General features: G+C 53.7%; 17 protein-coding genes and 1 tRNA gene. 2 read left to right on the forward strand and 16 right to left on the reverse strand.

Annotated elements, in window-relative coordinates:
- Positions 1 to 25: 25 nt before the first annotated feature.
- From ACOTYN_RS16180 to nac, 13 genes are all read right to left on the reverse strand, one after another.
- On the reverse strand, positions 26 to 520 hold the full coding sequence (locus tag ACOTYN_RS16180) for a flavin reductase family protein (RefSeq protein WP_023330841.1): 495 nt from the start codon (positions 518 to 520) through the stop codon (positions 26 to 28).
- 1 nt (position 521) lies between these two features.
- Entirely contained in the window at positions 522 to 1832 is a 1311-nt protein-coding gene (locus ACOTYN_RS16185; protein ID WP_045269268.1) for an aminotransferase class III-fold pyridoxal phosphate-dependent enzyme, read from the reverse strand.
- 42 nt (positions 1833 to 1874) lie between these two features.
- Positions 1875 to 3566, reverse strand: a complete 1692-nt coding sequence (locus ACOTYN_RS16190; RefSeq protein WP_071922079.1) for an NAD(P)/FAD-dependent oxidoreductase — start codon at positions 3564 to 3566, stop codon at positions 1875 to 1877.
- A 19-nt stretch (positions 3567 to 3585) separates the two neighbouring features.
- Positions 3586 to 4074: a hypothetical protein gene (locus ACOTYN_RS16195; RefSeq protein WP_045269270.1), complete on the reverse strand. Its 489-nt coding sequence runs from the start codon at positions 4072 to 4074 to the stop codon at positions 3586 to 3588.
- A 15-nt stretch (positions 4075 to 4089) separates the two neighbouring features.
- Positions 4090 to 5205 carry a beta-ketoacyl synthase N-terminal-like domain-containing protein gene (locus ACOTYN_RS16200; RefSeq protein ID WP_248185729.1) on the reverse strand — a complete coding sequence of 372 codons (1116 nt, stop codon included), beginning with the start codon at positions 5203 to 5205 and terminating at the stop codon, positions 4090 to 4092.
- A 59-nt stretch (positions 5206 to 5264) separates the two neighbouring features.
- The gene (locus tag ACOTYN_RS16205) at positions 5265 to 5948 is read right to left on the reverse strand and encodes a hypothetical protein (RefSeq protein WP_014884440.1); all 684 of its coding nucleotides are present in this window, start codon (positions 5946 to 5948) and stop codon (positions 5265 to 5267) included.
- Positions 5949 to 5957: 9 nt separating this feature from the next.
- A complete protein-coding gene (locus ACOTYN_RS16210) occupies positions 5958 to 7403 on the reverse strand; it encodes a class I adenylate-forming enzyme family protein (protein ID WP_332957443.1) in 1446 nt (481 codons plus the stop codon).
- 2 nt (positions 7404 to 7405) lie between these two features.
- Positions 7406 to 7669: an acyl carrier protein gene (locus ACOTYN_RS16215; RefSeq protein ID WP_071922077.1), complete on the reverse strand. Its 264-nt coding sequence runs from the start codon at positions 7667 to 7669 to the stop codon at positions 7406 to 7408.
- Positions 7670 to 7673: 4 nt separating this feature from the next.
- The gene (locus tag ACOTYN_RS16220; RefSeq protein WP_081367661.1) at positions 7674 to 8924 is read right to left on the reverse strand and encodes a cation:proton antiporter; all 1251 of its coding nucleotides are present in this window, start codon (positions 8922 to 8924) and stop codon (positions 7674 to 7676) included.
- Positions 8925 to 8972: 48 nt separating this feature from the next.
- Entirely contained in the window at positions 8973 to 10163 is a 1191-nt protein-coding gene (locus ACOTYN_RS16225; protein ID WP_332957447.1) for an MFS transporter, read from the reverse strand.
- Positions 10156 to 10596, reverse strand: coding sequence for a Rid family hydrolase (locus ACOTYN_RS16230; protein WP_244996282.1), 441 nt, complete (start codon positions 10594 to 10596; stop codon positions 10156 to 10158). Before ACOTYN_RS16230 ends, ACOTYN_RS16225 begins: the two co-directional genes overlap by 8 nt.
- A 460-nt stretch (positions 10597 to 11056) precedes the next feature.
- Positions 11057 to 12007, reverse strand: coding sequence for an HTH-type transcriptional regulator Cbl (cbl, locus tag ACOTYN_RS16235; RefSeq protein WP_023330849.1), 951 nt, complete (start codon positions 12005 to 12007; stop codon positions 11057 to 11059).
- Positions 12008 to 12103: 96 nt separating this feature from the next.
- Entirely contained in the window at positions 12104 to 13021 is a 918-nt protein-coding gene (nac, locus tag ACOTYN_RS16240) for a nitrogen assimilation transcriptional regulator NAC (protein ID WP_014884446.1), read from the reverse strand.
- A 320-nt stretch (positions 13022 to 13341) separates the two neighbouring features.
- Between nac and ACOTYN_RS16245 the strand changes: the two genes are divergently transcribed.
- Positions 13342 to 13417 (forward strand) — tRNA-Asn (locus ACOTYN_RS16245).
- Between the two features lie 136 nt (positions 13418 to 13553).
- On the opposite strand, the gene ACOTYN_RS16250 is transcribed toward ACOTYN_RS16245, so the two are convergent.
- The 3 genes from ACOTYN_RS16250 to shiA form a co-directional block, all read right to left on the reverse strand.
- Positions 13554 to 15326 carry an aminopeptidase P family protein gene (locus ACOTYN_RS16250; protein WP_023330851.1) on the reverse strand — a complete coding sequence of 591 codons (1773 nt, stop codon included), beginning with the start codon at positions 15324 to 15326 and terminating at the stop codon, positions 13554 to 13556.
- A gap of 19 nt (positions 15327 to 15345) precedes the next feature.
- Positions 15346 to 16800, reverse strand: a complete 1455-nt coding sequence (locus tag ACOTYN_RS16255) for an AMP nucleosidase (protein ID WP_014884456.1) — start codon at positions 16798 to 16800, stop codon at positions 15346 to 15348.
- Between the two features lie 73 nt (positions 16801 to 16873).
- Entirely contained in the window at positions 16874 to 18187 is a 1314-nt protein-coding gene (gene shiA, locus ACOTYN_RS16260) for a shikimate transporter (RefSeq protein ID WP_332957452.1), read from the reverse strand.
- Between the two features lie 190 nt (positions 18188 to 18377).
- Between shiA and ldtA the strand changes: the two genes are divergently transcribed.
- A complete protein-coding gene (gene ldtA, locus ACOTYN_RS16265) occupies positions 18378 to 19277 on the forward strand; it encodes a L,D-transpeptidase (protein WP_332957454.1) in 900 nt (299 codons plus the stop codon).
- The last annotated feature ends 29 nt before the right edge of the window (positions 19278 to 19306 follow it).

Consider the following 19306-nt stretch of genomic DNA (forward strand, 5'->3'; position numbering starts at 1 on the left):
ATGGGGCTTTTCAGCCCCTTTTTTTTTAGGCAGGAATCGACAGACCCGCGGTGGTGGCATAGCGACCGTTGAAAAAGATGAGCGGTTCACCTTCAGTATGTAACGAATCCACCACCTCACCGATGAATATCCAGTGATCGCCACCGTCTACCTGACGCCACATTTTGCATTCAAGATGCGCGAGTGCCCCGTCAATCAAAGGCAGTTTAAAGCCGCTGACCCGGTGGTCTACGCGATGAAATTTGTCGCTCCCCGCGCTGGCAAAAATATCGCTAACCTGATGCTGTTGGCCCGACAGGACATTTATCGCAAAGGCGTCCGCCTCCAGAAAATGCTGAGCGTACCAGGATTGCTTGCGCAGGCTCCAGAGCACCAGCGGGGGTTCCAGGGAGACGGTGTTAAAGCTGCTGATGGTTAGCCCATGGAAATTGTTATCTTTATCCATCATGGTCACGACACACACGCCAGTTGCGAATTGACCAAATACGTTCCGTAATGTTCGGCTATCAAACTGCGCCATTTTATTTCACCTCTGCTAAGCCTGAAGACGCGACCTGCTGCTGCAGCGCGCCGGCAAAAATTGTCAGCCCTTCATCCAGAACGCTGTCTTCAATCGTTAGCGGCATTAAAAAGCGGATAGCATTTGCCTGTTTGCCGCATTTAAGAAGAATAAGCCCCTCACGGGCACAGCTTTTGACTAACCGATCGATAAGCCCGGTCGCCGGCGTTCGCTCTCCATGCTCCAGAGAAAAAAGCTCCAGCGCAATCATGGCGCCAGTCCCGCGTATCTCATAGCCAATCGACAGAGGGCTGACAATGGATACTAAGGCGGAGCGCAGACGTTGACCCAGACGCCGGGCTGCGCCCAGCAGGTCCGTCTCTTCAAAGAGCTTAAGTACCGCCAGCGCCGCCGCGCAGGAAAGCGGGTTGCCTGCCCAGGTTCCACCAAGACCGCCCGGTGCCACCTGGTTGATAAGCGACTCACGGCCCACCACGCCAGACAACGGAAGCCCGCCGGCAACGGATTTACCGAACACAATTAAATCGGCGTCAACACCGGTTTGTTCCATAGCAAAGAACGTCCCCGTGCGCCCCGCGCCAGACTGAACTTCATCCGCGATTAACACGATGCCTTCCCGGTCACAAAGTTCACGCAGAGCACGCATAAACGCAGGCGGCACGACGTAAAACCCGCCCTCTCCCTGAACGGGCTCAATGACGATGGCGGCCACATCCTGGGGGGCAATGTCGCTCGTTAATATCGTCTTGAGGCCCGCCAGCGCCTGAGCAATATCACGCTCCGTCTCTCCCTGCGGGAAGGGTGCCCGGAAGACCGGGCCGGGCATGATCCCCATCCCCTGGCTGTAGGGCGCAATTTTGCCGTTCATCGCGAGGGTCATAAACGTACGCCCGTGATAGGCACCGCTGAAAACAATCACACCGCTTCGCCGCGTGGCCACGCGGGCAACCTTAAGCGCGCTTTCCACCGCTTCGGACCCCGTCGTCAGGAGAAAACTCCGTCGGTCAAAATCTCCCGGCATTAAGGCGTTAATACGTTCACACACCGCGATATACGATTCATAAGGGGTGGCGGCAAAACAGCTGTGAGTAAACTGGTGCAGCTGGCGTTCAACGGCCGCGATGACGTTGGGGTGAAGATGGCCGGTATTGAGCGCGGCAATGCCGCCGGAAAAATCAATGTAGCGACGGTTGTTGACGTCATACATCACCGCATTTTCCGCTCGTTGAATATAAACCGGATGCATCTGGTTAATACCACGGGCGACGGCACCCTCCCGTCGCTGCAAAAGCTGCTCGACTACAGTATCCATAACGCTCTCCTCAGGGGGCGGTCGGAACAACCGCCCGTCAGGTTATTGATGACGCGCCTGTTGCAACATGGAATCTGCATGCTGGTTTAACTGCTGACGATCGCCATAGCGGTAAGGATCGAGGAAATCGAAACGGACCGGTTTATCTCCGCGGTCGAACAAGTGCCCGATTCCGCCAGGCGCGTTATGAGCCCAGTAGAACAGAGAATCGGCAAATTCCTCCGTTGCCCGGGACAGGTAACGATTGGTGAAATCAGAGAAATCGATGGGGAAATGCTCGCGGTTGTCAGCAAAAAGCGAATGAAGCGTAGCGATTACCTCTTTTTCTGGAAGGTTACCGGCGCGATAGGCTTCCATTGTTTCGCAGGCCTTATCGAAAATAGCCTCATAGTAAGGGCTCTCAATGGAAAGATGTCCCGGATAGGTTGCGCTTTCAAATTCCTTCTCAAGCCGCTCGTCATCACCGTGCTGCTGATAGTCGCTGAGGATTTTACGCAGACGCAACACGCCGATGTAACTGCCGCTAATCCAGATACGGAACCACGCATTCCACAGAGGGAAGCTATCAAATGCGGTGAATGAATTTGCCACCAGCCTGTCGTTTACCTTCACCACTTCCAGGCTGTAATCCTGATAGCTGGCGAAATTCGCTGCTGACCAGTCATCCTGTCTGACGGCACGAACAATTTTAGGCGCGACGCGCAGAATCGATTCGAACGTATTCACCAACCCGCGTGAGAACAGCGGATCGACAAAGCCCACTGCATGGCCTAAAAGGCAATAACGCTCCCCTACGCTTTCGCGGCTGGTGTAATTCAGACGAGGTGCAACGGTCCATTCGCGTACCCGTGCCGCGCTCTCAAAGTGACGGGCAACGGAGGGGTGCTCATCGAGAAAACGGGTAAACTCTTCTTCCGGATCGCCTGCGGGACCATGTTTATCAATATCGAACTGCAGGCCGACGCTGCATAAGGTATTGGTCGAATAGGGGTGGTTGTTGAACGGAATAATCCACAGCCATCCGCCTTCAAACATGTGGTGCAGCGTGCTCTGTGAGAGCGGGGTCGGCGAACCGGTCACGTCCGTTGAGGCGATGACGTCTTCATACAGTTTGACCCCTGTCATATGGGTGAACAACGAACGCGTACGGCTCTGCATCTCACGTGCACCCTCGCGCAGGCCAAACTTATCGGCAACCGGTGAACGATAGCCTGCTGCATCCACGACGTACCTGGCTTTTATCTGCTCTTTTCCCAGATCCAGCAGCATCCCGTCGCCGGTTTCTTCAATCGACTGGATGCGGGTTTGCTGGCGAATATCGGCCCCCAGACGTGCGGCCAGCGCCAAATAATAGGCATCAATATCCTGACGGAACAGATGCGCTTCCGGCGACAATACCGGTGTCGACACAACGTCCTGGGGATTATGCGCTTTATTCTTACCGTTCCATGCAAAGCTGAACGCCAGTTTAATACCGGCGCTCGACGTACCAATATTTTCCATCAGCGCGTGAATTTCCCCCGGCCACGCCAGCTCAGGAATATTGTACTGACGCGCCAGAATTTTCAACAGTACAGCACTTTCCGGCACCATCGATTCCCCGACGGCAAAGCGAGGATGGGTACCGGCGTCAATAATTACCACGTTTAATTTCTGTTTTGCCAGAATAGCGCCGAGCATGGTTCCTGCAATACCGCTCCCGATGATGGCCACATCATAATGACTTTGTTTCATTGCTTTACCCTTAATAATATTACTGAGTGACTAACTGAGTTGTTATTTCGATTTCATGTTCACGCGTGTGATCTGCCTGAATCAGAAAAAGATATGTTGCCTGTTGTGTTAACCATTCTCTCGCCAGAGACAGGGCAATTTCTTTGCCGGTGCGCTGCGGCATTGTCAGTACCATGGTGGGTCCCTGAAAGCGATAGCGCGTACAGCAAATGGAAATAGGTGCCCCAACATTGGCATTAATAAAATCGACCGGAGAGACACGCGATTTTATTGCCATGTCATGAATAATTTTCTCACTGGTATTCACCGGGAATGCCGTGCCAAACTGAATAACCCCGACGCTTTCAAGATGATTATCCAGCAATGCCTGGTGCTGTTGATAAAGTTCATCGACAGTAAACAGCACATTTAAAGACAATGGGTCGGCTGTTTTTAGCCCCCGGCGCAAGGTCTCATCTAAATCTGACCAGATTAATGAGCGTGCGGTACTCGTAGAAACGATCTTCATTATCTGCCCCACCTTTTACATTACGGTAAATATCAGGCAGGTGTTAAAACCACCAAACCCAATCGTCATGCTTAATCCGGTCTTTCCCGTTAAGGGCTGAGGCTGCGCGGCAGGTAAATTAAAACGCAGGCCATCAATTGGCTTTTTCAGTTCATACACCGGGGGGATCGTGCCCGCATTGAGGCTATGAATGAGCGCGATGGCTTCCAGCGCCCCTGTCGCCCCCAGCGTATGGCCAAAATTGCCCTTCGTTGCGAAGACCCAGGGACCATGTGTGAAAAACTGGTTATAGGCATTGCTTTCAACCCGATCGTTGGTCAGGGTACCCGAACCGTGCGCATTAATAAGCGCAATATCGCCAGGTTCAAGTCCCGCCTGCGTCAGGGCACGCTGCAATGCCAGGCGGATGCCATTGCCTTGCTCATCCGGCGCGGTCAAGCCTGCCGCATCGTTAGACGCCCCAGCACCGACAAGCCTTGCCAGCACGCGTGGTGCAGAGCCGCCTTCTCGTTGCAGCACCAGAAAACCGGCCCCTTCTCCGAGAATGGTTCCTTCGTGTGTAGCATCGAACGATTTCAGGGTAGAAAGTGAGAGCGTGCCTAATGCGCTATGGGCCAGACGTTTTGAATCAGTAAGAATATCGGCGCCGCCGCACACGCACAGATCGGCTTGCCCCGTTGCAATTAAATGCGCCCCCAGAAGAAGAGCATCCGAGCCCGAGGAGCAGGCGGTAGAAAGGGCTATCCCTTCCATTCCCAGCGACTCCGCCACCTCGTTGACCCAGCCGTCGAGCGGCTCCCGGCAAAACGCCTCGCTGTCGAGGCGGAATCCCAGACTGGTTCCGACAATCAAAAAGCGTCGCTCCTCCGGCACAGGTTCTGCTGCACCCGAATCCTCTAGCGCCTGGCGGGCCGTGCGTTTCGTCAGAGCGATCAATTTTTCGCGCATTTCGGCAGGCCATTCACCCGGCAGCATGGCGGCCAGATCGGTACGCAAGCTTCGATCCGATGGCGCAGGCGCAATACCGGTTTGTTTTTCCAGTAAAGTCTGGAAAACATCCTCGATACGATCGCCAGACGCAGTTGTCCATGCCATGCCGACAACATTGGCGACATACGTTGTAGTAGTCATCATTTTTTCCTTTACCGCAAAATAGTACGGTAAGCTGGTTAAAGTGAATTAACGATATATCAGTGGAACGCGCGCAAAAATTCGTTTGAAGGTTTATCTTCAAGCGGAGAAGGAGAAAAATTATCTTTAATCTCGCCTGCCGTTAATTCTATCTTTCGTTGATAAGGTTCTTTTTGTAGCCAGCGTGGACTTTCAATAAAATCAAATGCGATGTCTGTCGCATCAAATCCTTCGAGCTCGGCAGGCTTAACCACTTTCCTTCTTTTACGGTCCAAAACCTGTGCATAAGCAGAAATATCAAAATATCGAATGCGATCATCTTCCACTACTGCATTAATACAATGCCAGGGGCGGGGCAAATAAAGATAATTCACAAAAATATTCCGAAGAGAATACACTGGCTTGTTGATTATCTGGCTATACAGTATTGCCGAGACATCGGCCATTTCCGAACAGAAGCAGGGCAAGCGCTGTGTTTGACCCAGCATTTCACGAAGATAATCCTGAGGTGTCAGGTTACGTATGACCTCGTCGCGAAAATGCTCGTAACGTGAAATATAATAATCCCAATGCTCCTCAGGAAATTTGAGGCGAACGATGTCTGCCGGCCATGTTTCAAACACATCTGATTCCTGAAGGACATGGCACATTGTTTTTGGAACTTCACGTAGAATATCATCAAGGCTCGCCAGGTGATATTTTTCAATGACTGCCCGTGCCAGTTCCCGAAGTTCATCATTCATAACATCACCTTACTTATATTGTGTTAAAGAGGCCGCGCCACAATAAACAAAGTTTATATTACGTGGCCGTTCGTGGCGTTTGAGCTTTTTCAGCAGGCTGGCACTGTGCTGCTGGCAATTGGTTTCATTGATCACTGATTCATCGCAGGTCAAAACAATATCGAATCCCGCAATTTGATCCCCTTCATTGACAATTTGGGTCTTGCAGGTCATCACCCCTTTAATTTCCCGGCACAGCTGCTTAACGGCGCCGATATTGACTTTCTCATCCCTGATAACGATAAAATCACTGATTCTGCCTTTGAAAAACAGGAACCCATCAGCGTCCTGGAAGAAGATGTCTCCGGTACGAAGCCAGCGTTTGCCATCAAGCTCAATGAACGTTTGTCGGTTACCGCGCCCAATGCGCTTGACGAGCAACGTATCAGAACTAATTAGCAACTCCCCCTGCCCGTTCTGGCCGTCTGCACCGGGCAGGATACGAACGTCCGTCTGGTCAATAGGACGTCCGGCTGACGCATAATATCCTCTCCCCAGCAGATGAACCGGGCATGTCGACACCCGCGGTCCGGCCTCACTGATGCCATAAGTCAGATATAACTCAAGCCATGGCTGTCGGAGTAAAAAGGCTTCCACCTCATTCGGCGCAGCCAAATCGCCCCCAATCGTCAGTTTGTTTAACCCCGGCGGAAGCGTTGTTTCCCAGGCGTTCAACTGTCGCAGCAATACGGGCGTGAGCGAACTGAGGGTCACGCCGTATCGCTGTAAATCATCCAGATAATGGGGTACAGAAAACGGAGGTCCACTGATAACAATTTCGCAGCCCGTCTCCAGGGCAGCAATCATCTGGGCAACCAGCGCGGTGGAATAGCACATCGGCAAACTGATCAATACCCTGTCGCTGGCGCTCATGCCGATACTTTTGGCATGACGCAGCGCGTTACGCCGCAGCGAATCAAAATGATGGACACAGCCGCTGCTGAACGACGACGACGTGCCGGACGTGGCTATCACGACCTGCCCCGGCTGTGTCTGTACGGGTCCGCCATCACGGCATTTTCCCACCTGCCAGCGCCCGAGGGGTTCAGCTGCGCTTACGCCCAGCTCCTGCCATCGTCCTGGCTGAACCGGCGTACGCACCAGCGCCCCCGCCGCAAAGTCCTCAAGCATCTGCAGGATGCGTTCTGCTGGCGTGAGCGGCGGGATCAGCGCAGGCACAAAGCCACTGTTGAGGACAGCAAAGAACATATACATCAAGTCCGGGCAGTTCGGCATCGCTATCAGCACCACCCGACCGGGTTCCAGACTCTGCCGCTGCCAGTAATCGACAAAGTATTGATAACTCTCTCCTTCAGTGCCGCTGGTCCCCACCGCAGACGTTGCCTGCACCGGAGAAAATAAACCGGCAGGCTCATAGGGAAAAAATGCGGCACATTCTTCTGCTCGCGTTAACATTCTCAGGCTCCAAGCTTATTCATAATGAAACGCGAAAGGGTTTGGCACGAATAAAAATTCGCGGGCGAAAACTCTTTATCTTCAACTTTAATATTAAACTCTTCCTCACACTGGAAGCGTAATTCTACAAATCCAATAGAATCCATTCCTACCATTGAGGCGAGACCGGTCTCGTCAGCAATATCTTCGCGCTCGACATCCAGACCAATACGTTCAGCGATGATTTCTTTAATACGATCGACAATTACAGGCGTATCCAGTTTCATAATTTTACCCTTTAATGTTTTCAAGTGTTTTATTTACTACAGCGGAAGATGATTCTTTATTTAACCAACGTAATATTGGCGGTGTGGTTGCCGTTACCACGAGCGCCACGATGACCATAATGGAGTAGACTCGTTGTGAAATAAGATGCAATTCGAGCCCGATAGACAGCACAACCAGCTCCATCAGACCACGCGTATTCATGAGCGCGCCAATCATGGAGGCTTCACGAAGGGAATATCCTGAAATACGCGCCCCGAGCAGAGCACCACTGAATTTGGTTATAAATGCCAGTAAGGTGAACCCAATTATCCAGGCAATGTCCTGCGTTGCCATACTGAAGTCGAAATGCGTTTTCAGACCGGCGCTGACAAACAACACGGGAAGTAAAAGATAGTGCATGAAACCGTTCATACTCGCATGCCATTGCTTCGCTAACCCGGGGATCCGCGCGAACATGCTGCCAGCCAGCAAGGCACCGAAACCACTGTGCAGGTGAAGATACTCCGCTCCCCACGCGCTGACCAAAATCCAAAAAATGATCGCCGGAAATCTCATCTCCGGCCTGTGCGCATACCGTATAAGCAGGGGGACCACGACTTTGCCGGTCACCAACCCATAAAGTACCAGTGCAGCCGTCACGACCGCTAAATACGACCACAGCAAATCAGATTTTCCTTCAACCGCGGCAAATACGCTGTCCAAAGCCAAAATCCCCCAGCCTGTCACATCGGTAAGAATGGCAGCGGTAATGACGGGAGGAATGATGGCCAGGTGAAGCATTTTTAAATCTTCAATGATTCGCACAATGACCGGCAGAGCGGATACCGCCAGCGCCGTCCCCATAAAGATATTAAATAAAAGACGATCGGTTTGTGGCGCCAGTTCGGCATGTACCGAATTTCCCGCTAACATGCCACCGATAAACGGCAGCAGCATGCCCAGGAACGCTATTTTCAATGCAGCGATAGTCTGCTTTCGACGGCCATGATTATGACCATGAAAATGCGACAACCCAATATCGAACATGAGCAGAATCATGCCCAGATTCGCCAGCTTATCTATGGTGATCAGCGACTCCTGGCTAAATAAAGACGTTTGAAATGAGAACAGAGACATTATTCCGGGAAAGAAAGTCGGTCCCAATAAAACGCCTGCAGCAATATGGCCAATAACCTGTGTTTGACCTATTTGCTCCATAAGTTTGCCGACGACATAGCAGGCAAAAACAATGACCGAAAGCTGAATAATAAACATGGGTATCCCCGCCAATGCTAGCGTTGAGTTTATTGATATTAAAAGTGTTTAGTTCGAAACGTGGGCGACGCTGTTCTCGTTAAAATACCCCATCGCGGTGGTTATCATCGCTACCATCACCATAACGAGGCTCAGCAAACAGATGCCCTGCCAGTCCCACCTTTCATAAACCCACGGACCGGTAACGGATCCGGCTGCGCCCAATGCATAATAAAAGAACATATAAAGCGCATAGAGGCTGCTTCTTTTATCCGGATGTAATCCGAGAACACGCGTCTGGTTAGCCACCTGCGCGGCAAAACACCCTAAATCGAATAATATAATGCCCAGCGTAATTCCCGGTAAGGACGCAGGAAAAAGAAACAGTATGGATATTCCCGCAACCACAAATACCATTCCGCCAAAAATCACGCTGCGACACCCGAAGCGGTCAGCCAGTTTCCCCGCATAGTTCGCCAGTACAAGACCGACGATACCCGCCAGGCCAAATAATCCGGCTGTTCCCGCTGGCAGATGGAGTGGCGGTCTTTGCAGATGAAGCATGATGGTCACCCATAACAGGCTAAAGACGAAAAACCATGCCCCTCCGGTGACGGCAGATTCAATAAGCCGCACGTTACGCAGCAAGCTCGGCAATTGCGCCATGACGCTCAGATACCCCGTCTCCCTTGCGGGTTTAACATCAGGCAGGCATCTGATGGCCAGTAGCGCCATGGAGGCCATAACGGCTGCGACGATGGCTAGCATCCCTCGCCAGCCAAGCGCATCGGCCAGACTGCCGCCCACGAGCCTCGCGAGCAATATTCCTGCCGAAATGCCCATGGTGATCAGTCCGACCGTAGCGCCTTTTGGCGTAATGTGAAATCCAAGCGCATTCAGTTGCACTGCGCTTGTCGCCATGGCGCCTGTCACTATTCCCGCGCTAAAAAGGAGCAACGGCTGACGGGTCAGGGAAGCGGCGAAGAGCGCAAGTGAGAGGAGAATAAACTGAGAAATAATCAGTTTCTTACGGTTAACGCTGTCTCCAAGCGGAACAAGAAACAGTATTCCCAGCATATAACCTATTTGCATGCTCGCCGCAATGAAGCCGGTATAAAACAGAGGCAACTGCAAAGATGCCGCGATAGCGGGCAATACGGGCTGAAGAATATAGTTATTTGCCATAGCCGTACCCGCCGCGATGCTGGCGAACCAGATAAATAACGGCGAAACCGGATTTTCTTGCGCGATATCACTCATTAATCGCCCCCTGTCTTTTTTTTGCCACAATATCAATTGCTACTTTCATTTTTTTCTCGGGAAACGGTAAGACATGCAATAACGTAAATGCAGGTCGGGTATCACGGAAATAGTGCCCATGGATACGCGCTACCTGCTGCCATTCTTCAATTTCAGTCAGATACAGCCTGCTTTGTATTACATCGTCTATTGCATAACCACTGGATTCAAGTATCCCCTTGATCTTATTCAGAACGCATTCCGTTTGCAGTGAGATGTCATCAGATTCAATCTCACCACAAGAATTAAGAGGTCCCGTTTTCGAAATATATAGCCAACCGTCTGCTTCTACCGCTCGCGAGAAACCGAAAGCCTCCTCCCAGCTGCTGCCGGAAGTAATAAGTCTTTTTGATTCCACAATGTCATGCCTTTCATCACAGGGTGAAACAAACATATTACAACCCAATCAAATTTGTCCAGAAAAAATAACAAAAAATTGACCTGAAATTTAGCAGGTAATTAAGTAAGCATTTCCTGGATAAGCTGTAAGCACAGCTAACAAATCAATATCTAAATTAATAAAATTAAATGATAAATAAGGCAGAAAATTTCCCGCAGATAACGGCAATTAAATGAGTTGAGTATTAAAATAATGACTCTTTTATTTAACCGCGAGTTTTTACCGCACGCAAATATTACCAGAATCATATTTCTTTATTTATTCTTATATGTAACCCAATGGAAAATATGAGAAATATTTAAATATAAGACAACCTTATGACGTCACAGGGTATCGTTGTTAATCAGGGTATTCTTAAGAATAAGTGGTCAGGAAATTAAACGGTTTCAATAAAAAAGCCTGCTTTAATTGCAGGCTTGTGCTTCTTGTCGACGGAGACGGTGCTATAAAGGGCTTAAATCTGATAATCAATCGCCACTTCTTCTGGCTCCATCACCTGACGTTTAATCTCATCAACGGACAGCCCGGCGTTGCAAAGTTCGATAAAACGCCACACATAGTTGCGCTGCAGCTGTCCACGCTTCAGGCCGAGCCATACGGTATTGGCATCAAACAGATGACGTGTATCAAGACGCACCAGATCTCCCCCCTCGCGTTCGCCACTGGACTGTTCTGCCACCAGACCTATGCCCAGCCCGAGCTCGACGTAGGTTTTGATTACATCAGAGTCCTGTGCGCTCAGCACCACGTCCGGCGTGAGCCCTTTGCGGTTGAAGGCTTCATCAATGCGCGAGCGTCCGGTAATGCCCTGGCGATAGGTAATCAGCGGCCATTTGGCAATGTCTTCCAGCGTCAGGGGCGAAACCTGATTCAACGGATGATCGGCGGGGAGCAACAAACTGTGATACCAGCGGAACCAGGGAAAAGCCACCAGCAGCGGGTCGTTGCTCAGGCGTTCACTGGCAATGCCGATATCTGCCCCACCGTTTTGCAGCAGCACTTCAATTTCCTGCGGCGTCCCCTGGATAAGCTCCAGGCGGACGTCAGGAAAAAGTTCACGGAAGGCTTTAATCACCGGCGGCAGGCTGTAACGCGCCTGGGTGTGGGTGGTGGCGATGGTGAGGACGCCCGAGGCGTCATTCGTGAAGAGATCCGCCAGGCGGCGCACATTGCTGGCTTCGTTGAGGATCCTCTCCGCAATGGTCAGCAAGGCTTTGCCCGGCTCCGTCATGCCAAGAAGACGTTTGCCGCGACGGATAAAAATCTCTATCCCCAGTTCTTCTTCCAGCTCGCGGATATGGCGACTGACGCCGGACTGAGAGGTATAAAGCATATTGGCGACCTCGGTCAGGTTGTAATCCCGCCTGGCCGCCTCACGGATAATTTTAAGTTGCTGGAAATTCACGATTCACTCCGGCGCATCTGACATAACGCTATTGTTAGAGTCAGCCGCACTGCAGAACAAATAATAAAAACCCGCAACTTATGCTTTTATGGAATATCAGCTCACGAGCTGGAGTTCACGGTTCTCAAGCGATGGCTTGCTGACCAGCGACATCAAAATCTCTTTTACCGCCTGCGCCTGTGGCGTCAGCGAGCCGCGTGCGGACATGTTGAGCGACAGCGGCAGGCTCATCGAAGGCGTGGTGATCCGTGCCATCCAGCCATTTGCCGCACTGCAGAGCGAGCGCGCTGCGGATTCTGGCAACACGGTGACGCCCATTCCGCTGGCAATGGCCGCGGTCAGCGTGGAGAGTGAGTCGATCTCGCCGATGATTTTGGCCGTCAGGCGACGCAGGGAGAATGCTTCATCCACGCGCACACGCACGGCGCTGTAATCACGCGGCAGATAGAGGTTCATTTCTGCCACGGCGGTAAGATCGACGCTCTGCCCAGGACAGTCGCGGGTGCCCACGAGGTAGAGATCTTCTTTCAGCAGCGGCTGGCTGGTGATCCCGGCGACCGGAGAACGATCGTAAAGGACCGCCATATCCAGCTGGCCATTGAGCAGTTTGTCATTGAGTACCGAACCGCTGTTCTCGTGCAGATAGACCAGCACTTCCGGCAGCTCAGCACGAACGGCCTGCAGCAGCGGCATGGTGATAGAAGACGCCGCAGTGCCCGGCGCAAGACCAATGGAAACGTGCCCGCTGAGGGTCTGGCCGACGTTGTTGACCGCCAGTTGCGCCTGTTCGCACTGGCGCAGAATAGTGCGGGCATGGGTATAAAGAATTTTTCCGGCTTCCGTTGGCGTGACGCCGCGTTTGGTACGAATCAATAATTGCTGATCCATCTCGCCTTCCAGAGTAGCCACCTGCTGGCTCAGCGCAGGCTGCGCGATATGCAGCACTTCTGCCGCTTGAGTCAGGCTGCCGATATCGACGATTTTTACGAAGTATTTCAGTCGTCTTAAGTTCATTTTGCCCCCTGTTCGAAATGCTTTGCCGGTACTGGCTATCGTTGTTGAACAGGTTTTGCAATATGAATGCCACTTTTACCGGGCGGTCTGAATTCCTCGCTAAGCGCCTGAAAATAAGGAAACCTAATCATGGAGGGGGGTTTTATTACTGAAACAGCAGTTTATGATCTGCCCCATTAGAGGTATATACGCACCAAAGCGGTGCATTACGCTGTCAAAAACATCACATTGCCGATTTTGTCAGCAAACGATCAAAAGGCGTTGATCCACCCTTTGACAAGCGCGGCTGACGTCGATAATATGCGCCCCGTTCACACGATTCCTCTGTAGTTCAGTCGGTAGAACGGCGGACTGTTAATCCGTATGTCACTGGTTCGAGTCCAGTCAGAGGAGCCAAATTTAAAAAGCCTGCTTTTAAAGCAGGCTTTTTGCTTTTTAATCTCTGGAAGTATTGCCCGGTGGCGCTGCGCTTACCGGGCCTACTTGTTCCGTAGGCCGGGTTAGGCAAAGCCGCCACCCGGCAAAAGCCGCACTATCGAGCCAAATTAATCGGCGCTGTCGCCTCAATCAGCCACGGACGCGCCTCGCTATTCACCAGCGGTGACAGCGCCTCGCGAACCTGCTGATGATATTCATCCAGCCACTGCTTTTCCTGCCCGGTCAACAGCTGCAATTCCACCTGGCTTAAATCAATCGGGATCAGCGTTAGCGAAGAAAACGTGCAGAACCCCGGGCGGCTTTCAACAATTTCCACCTGGTTTTCAATGCGGATACCGTGGCTGCCGCCCAGATAATACCCCGGTTCAATGGTCATGATATTGCCCGCCACCAGTGGCCAGGGGTTAACCTTTTTGGCGATGCGGTGTGGGTTTTCATGGATAAGAAGCTGATGCCCCACGCCATGTCCCGTGCCGTGATCGTAATCCAGCCCCATTTCCCACAGCGGACGTCGCGCGAAAGCGTCCAGCTGATGCCCGTGTGTGCCGGATGGGAACTGCAGGGTTATCAGCGACAGGAAGCCTCTCAGTACGGCGGTATAATGCATACGCTGCTGCGGGGGAACATGACCCCAGGCAAGCGTGCGCGTGGCGTCAGTGGTGCCGTTAGTGTACTGACCGCCAGAATCATTCAGGTAAAAATGATCGTGGCCGATGGGTTTGTTGCTGGCCTCGCTGGAGTGATAGTGGCACATCGCCGCGTTGCTCGAAGAGGCGGAAATGGTCGCAAAGCTCTGCTCGATAAAGCCGGGCTGCTGTTTACGGAACGCAAGCTGTTGCGCCTGTACTTCGAGCTCGGTTAACGGATTTCCAGCCGCTTCACGTCGCGGCACTTCACGGCTCAGCCAGGCCAGGAAGTTGACCCACGCGGCGCCGTCCTGGTGATGACATTCACGATATCCTGCCAGCTCGACCGGGTTTTTGGTGGCTTTCAGCAGGGTGATCGGATCGGTCTGCCAGACGATCTCCCCCTGGGGTTCAATGGCGAAGCGCAGGGCTACCGGTGCGGAATCGGCATCGACCATCACTCGTTTACCTTCCGCAATTTCTCGGCAGCGTTCGATAAAGGTGTCCTGTGGCGCAGTGGCGAGCGTGTTACGCACGGCTTCGGGCAGGGCGCTGAGCTTAATGTCGTTAACAAACCACTCCACGTGACCGTCGCGACGCAACAGGGCAAAAGAGAGCGGTACCGGGCTGGTGGGGATATCTGACCCGCGTACGTTGAGCAGCCAGGCAATGTTATCCGGCAGCGTAACCGCCAGATAATCAGCATTGTTCGCGGCCAGCACGGCGGCAACGCGCTGACGTTTGTCTTCGCTGCTTTCACCGCTTACCGCAACCGGCATTTCACGGATCGGCCCCGCCGGTGCGGCAGGACGATCGATCCAGAGCGTGTCAAACGGTGAGGCATTCAGCGGGACGAGCTCACACGGCGTGGCAGAAAGTTGCGTAAACTCGGTATTTGTCATCAGCAGTGGATCAAAACCGATGCGCGTGGCGGGCTCAACGTTTGCCGCCAGCCATGCTGCCAGCGGTTCATTGTGCAGATGATGAATTTCAATCTCATCCAGGTTGACCTGAACGCGGGCCTGCACCTGATAGCGCCCGTCGACGAACAGCAACGCCTTGTCTTTCAGAACCAGCGCCAGGCCAGCCGAGCCGTCAAAGCCCGTCAGCCAGGCCAGTTTTTCATCATACGGCGCGCAGTATTCACTCTGCCAGGCATCCGCGCGCGGGACGATCATCCCGTCGAGATGGTTTTCCTGAAGCCACCGGCGCAGGGCCGCTAAGGGTGATGAGGTGGACATGCATTTTCCTTAATTGTTATCAGCGGAACGGTGGCTCGTTGAAGGTACGCAACTTACGGGAATGCAGTTTGTCACCTTCCGCCCGCAGCAAATCAATGGCGCGAATGCCAATTTGCAGATGTTCGGATATCGCCCCTTCATAGAAGCGGTTGGCCTGACCCGGCAGCTTGATTTCGCCATGCAGCGGCTTATCGGACACGCAGAGCAAGGTGCCGTAAGGCACGCGGAAGCGATACCCCTGCGCGGCAATGGTGGCGCTCTCCATATCAATCGCCACCGCACGGCTCAGGTTGAACCGCAGCGCGGAGGCGGAGTAACGCAGCTCCCAGTTACGGTCATCGGTAGTGACCACCGTACCGGTGCGCAGGCGCTGCTTAACCTCTTCACCGGGCATGCCGCTCACCTCTTTGGTGGCGTCATACAGCGCGCGCTGCACTTCAGCGATGCTCGGAATCGGAATGTCTGGCGGCAGCACGGCGTCGAGAACGTGGTCGTCGCGTAAGTAGGCGTGGGCCAGCACGTAATCGCCAATCAGCTGGCTTTCGCGCAGGCCGCCGCAATGGCCGATCATCAGCCAGACGTCCGGGCGCAGTACCGCCAGATGGTCGCAGATGGTTTTGGCATTCGACGGCCCCACGCCGATGTTGATCAGCGTGATGCCCTGGCCGTCGGCGGTGATCAGGTGCCAGGCAGGCATCTGGTGCTTTTTCCATGCCAGGTCGGAAATGGCTTGCTCGGGCGCTTCGGTCTCTGCGGTGATCCAGATCCCGCCCGCACAGGAGAGCGCGATGTACGGGCTTTCCGGGTCAAGGATCTGGCTGCAGCCCCAGCGGACAAACTCATCGACGTAACGGGTGTAGTTGGTAAACAGCACGAACGGCTGGAAATGCTCGGCGGGCGTGCCGGTGTAGTGGCGCAGGCGTGCCAGCGAGAAATCCACCCGGCGGGCATCAAAGTGCGAGAGGGGAGAAAATTCTGCCGGGTGATAAATCCCGTCTGCCGTTTCATCGCCAATCTGTGAAAGCTCGGTGGTTGGGAAATGGCGGGTCAGTCCCGCGCTCATGGAACGATCAAGGGTTAGCGCCGAACCGTCAATCACGTAAGGATACGGGATCTCATGCTGTGAAGGTTCTACGGCAATGTGTGCGCCGTAATCCTGGTATAACAGCGTGAGTTGCTCTTCAAGATAAGGGCGGAACAGTGCAGGGCGGGTGACGGTGGTGCTGTAGCAGCCGGAGTGGGTAAAACGGGCATAGGCGCGGGTTTTTGGCGTCGTGCTGGCGCTGCCATCCCAGGTCACAGAGAGCGATGGATAAACAAAAAGGCCCTCACTTCTGGCCTTTTCGTCGGGAAGTTTCCCTGTTTCGATATATTCGCTGATGGCGCTGCGCAGCGCGTTGACGGACTGTTCGTACAGTGCGTCGAGTTTTTCCAGCGCCTGAGCCGGGGTCAGGCTGGAGCCCTTATTATTCATCTCTGTCTCCTTGTTCCACAGGTGTGCGACTCTACCCGATAGTATGTCACACGCCTGTGAAACAAAAGGGAGATCAGCTGTGGCGCGTCTCTTTCATCAGTAGCGCCGTCGCCGCTGACAGCAGGCATCCAGCCAGCAGATAAATCGCCACGCTGTGCCAGTTTCCCCCGGAGAAGGTCACCAGCGCGGCGGCAATAAACGGCGTGAAACCGCCGCCGACCACGCTGGCAACCTGGTAGCCCACACCCGCGCCGCTGTAGCGATAGCTCGCACCAAACAGTTCGGTAAACATCGGCTGTTGTACGCAGACCACCATATCGTGAGCGATGTTCGCGAGCATAATGGCGAAGAAGACAATCCAGAACACAGACTGCGCCTCCAGCGCCATAAAGAACGGCCAGGCGCTGAGGGTACCAATCAGCGCGCCGGTGATATAGACGCGACGGCGGCCAAATCTGTCCGCCAGCCAGGCGAAACAGGGGATAGTCAGGCAGCTGATCCCGCCGACCACCAGACCAATATTCAGGAATAGCTCACGCGGCAGACCGAGATTTTGCGTCGAGTAGTTCAGGGCAAACGCGGTGACGATGTACATCGTCAGCAGCTCACACAGGCGCAGGGCGATAATTTTCAGAAAAGCGCCAGGGTGCCGGACGAGGGCTTCCATAACCGGAAGGCGTTTTTTGACGGAAGGCTTTTCCTGCTGCTTTTCGAATTCTGCCGACTCCTCCATCCCGTTACGGATCCACAGCGCGGCAATGACCAGCACGATGCTGAAGATAAACGGAATGCGCCAGCCCCAGCTCAGGAACTGCTCGTCGGTGGTGTAATGGCTGATGAGTGACACCAGCCCGGTCGACAGCAGCAGCCCCACGCCATATCCCACCTGTACGCCGCTGCTGTAGAACGCTTTCCGGTTTTTCGGTGCGCTCTCAACGGATAACAGCGCCGCACCGCCCCATTCGCCGCCTACGGCGAAGCCCTGGATGGCGCGCAGTGTCACCAGCAATACCGGTGCCCACCAGCCAATGGCGGAAAACGAAGGGAGAATGCCAATCAGCGCAGTGGCAATCCCCATCATCCAGACGGTAAGCATTAGCATGCGTTTGCGGCCCAGCCGGTCGCCGAAGTGGCCGAAGATCACCCCACCAAGCGGACGAAACAGGAACCCGACGCCGAAGGTGGCAAATGCGGCGAGGGTGCCCATCGTGGGGCTGACCTGGGGGAAGAATTCACGGTTAAACACCAGCGCGGCGGTGATACCGTAGAGCAGAAAATCATACCAGTCGACGACGGCGCCCGCGAAGCTGCCGAGGGCGGCGCGACGGGCACGATTGAGCGAAGGGGTCTCCTCGCCGGGACGTTCGGAGATGAGGGTGGAGTCCATAGTTGTCCTGTCCATACTGATTTTAATTATTGGTATAAGAAAAGGTCACTCACATAGCAGCCGTCATATAAACGGAACCTATGAGACTACCGCGACAGGCAGCCTGTGCAAACTGATTTTATCTCCTGATGGGTAATGCAAAACGGCTACGCTATGCTTAACAAATAGCGAAGCGACTGAGGAAGGGAAGATGCGTCGTACAGAGGTGTTGGGTTGTCTTGCTGCATTACTGATCGGCCACAGCGTGCAGGCGGTGAGTTATCCCTTACCACCGACGGGCAGTCGTCTGGTGGGCAGCTCGCAGGTCATCATCGTGCCGGATCGCAATACGCTACCGCTGGAGGCGTTTGCCGCGCGCTACGGACAGGGCCTAAGCAATATGCTGGAAGCAAACCCGGGCGTGGATCCTTTTCTGCCTAAGTCCGGCACCCGGCTGGTGATCCCCCAGCAACTGATTTTGCCCGACACCGTCCGCGAGGGGATTGTCGTTAACGTGGCGGAAATGCGTCTCTACTATTATCCACCGGGCAGTAATACCGTTGACGTATTGCCCATCGGCATCGGTCAGGCCGGGCGTGAAACTCCGCGAAACTGGGTAACGGCCGTTGAGCGTAAGCAGGAAGGCCCCACCTGGTCTCCGACGCCGAATACGCGGCGCGCCTATGCGGCAGAGGGGAAAACGCTTCCGGCCTTCGTGCCCGCCGGGCCGGATAACCCGATGGGCCTGTATGCGATATATATCGGCAGGCTGTATGCGATTCACGGCACCAACTCGAATTTCGGTATCGGGCTACGGGTTAGCCAGGGATGTATTCGTCTGCGTAACGCCGATATCAAATATCTTTTCGATAATGTTCCCGTGGGCACCCGTGTGCAGATTATCGATCGCCCCGTTAAAGTGACGACAGAGCCGGACGGTAGCCGGTGGGTGGAGGTTCACGAACCGCTATCACGCAATCGGGCGGAATTCGAGTCAACCCGAAAAGTGCCTCTGCCCATTTCGGCCGCGCAGCGGACACAGTTGATTAACGAGGGCGCGGGAGCGGAGCTGGAACGTCGGTCGGGGATGCCGGTTAAGATCGGTATGTGAGGTGATTTTCGCCGGGTGGCGGGGGGGCC

The sequence above is a fragment of the Enterobacter cloacae complex sp. IR5458 genome (assembly GCF_049238025.1).
GTDB classification, from domain to species: domain Bacteria; phylum Pseudomonadota; class Gammaproteobacteria; order Enterobacterales; family Enterobacteriaceae; genus Enterobacter; species Enterobacter kobei.

Coding starts and splice junctions, on each gene's coding strand:
- nac (WP_014884446.1), bottom strand. CDS start 13,021: ATGAACTTAAGACGACTGAAATACTTCGTAAAAATCGTCGATATCGGC.
- ldtA (WP_332957454.1), top strand. CDS start 18,378: ATGCGTCGTACAGAGGTGTTGGGTTGTCTTGCTGCATTACTGATCGGC.
- ACOTYN_RS16220 (WP_081367661.1), bottom strand. CDS start 8,924: ATGTTTATTATTCAGCTTTCGGTCATTGTTTTTGCCTGCTATGTCGTC.
- ACOTYN_RS16230 (WP_244996282.1), bottom strand. CDS start 10,596: ATGTTTGTTTCACCCTGTGATGAAAGGCATGACATTGTGGAATCAAAA.
- ACOTYN_RS16190 (WP_071922079.1), bottom strand. CDS start 3,566: ATGAAACAAAGTCATTATGATGTGGCCATCATCGGGAGCGGTATTGCA.
- ACOTYN_RS16215 (WP_071922077.1), bottom strand. CDS start 7,669: ATGAAACTGGATACGCCTGTAATTGTCGATCGTATTAAAGAAATCATC.
- ACOTYN_RS16200 (WP_248185729.1), bottom strand. CDS start 5,205: ATGACTACTACAACGTATGTCGCCAATGTTGTCGGCATGGCATGGACA.
- ACOTYN_RS16225 (WP_332957447.1), bottom strand. CDS start 10,163: ATGAGTGATATCGCGCAAGAAAATCCGGTTTCGCCGTTATTTATCTGG.
- ACOTYN_RS16195 (WP_045269270.1), bottom strand. CDS start 4,074: ATGAAGATCGTTTCTACGAGTACCGCACGCTCATTAATCTGGTCAGAT.
- ACOTYN_RS16180 (WP_023330841.1), bottom strand. CDS start 520: ATGGCGCAGTTTGATAGCCGAACATTACGGAACGTATTTGGTCAATTC.
- ACOTYN_RS16205 (WP_014884440.1), bottom strand. CDS start 5,948: ATGAATGATGAACTTCGGGAACTGGCACGGGCAGTCATTGAAAAATAT.
- ACOTYN_RS16255 (WP_014884456.1), bottom strand. CDS start 16,800: ATGAATAATAAGGGCTCCAGCCTGACCCCGGCTCAGGCGCTGGAAAAA.
- ACOTYN_RS16185 (WP_045269268.1), bottom strand. CDS start 1,832: ATGGATACTGTAGTCGAGCAGCTTTTGCAGCGACGGGAGGGTGCCGTC.
- ACOTYN_RS16250 (WP_023330851.1), bottom strand. CDS start 15,326: ATGTCCACCTCATCACCCTTAGCGGCCCTGCGCCGGTGGCTTCAGGAA.
- ACOTYN_RS16210 (WP_332957443.1), bottom strand. CDS start 7,403: ATGTTAACGCGAGCAGAAGAATGTGCCGCATTTTTTCCCTATGAGCCT.
- shiA (WP_332957452.1), bottom strand. CDS start 18,187: ATGGACTCCACCCTCATCTCCGAACGTCCCGGCGAGGAGACCCCTTCG.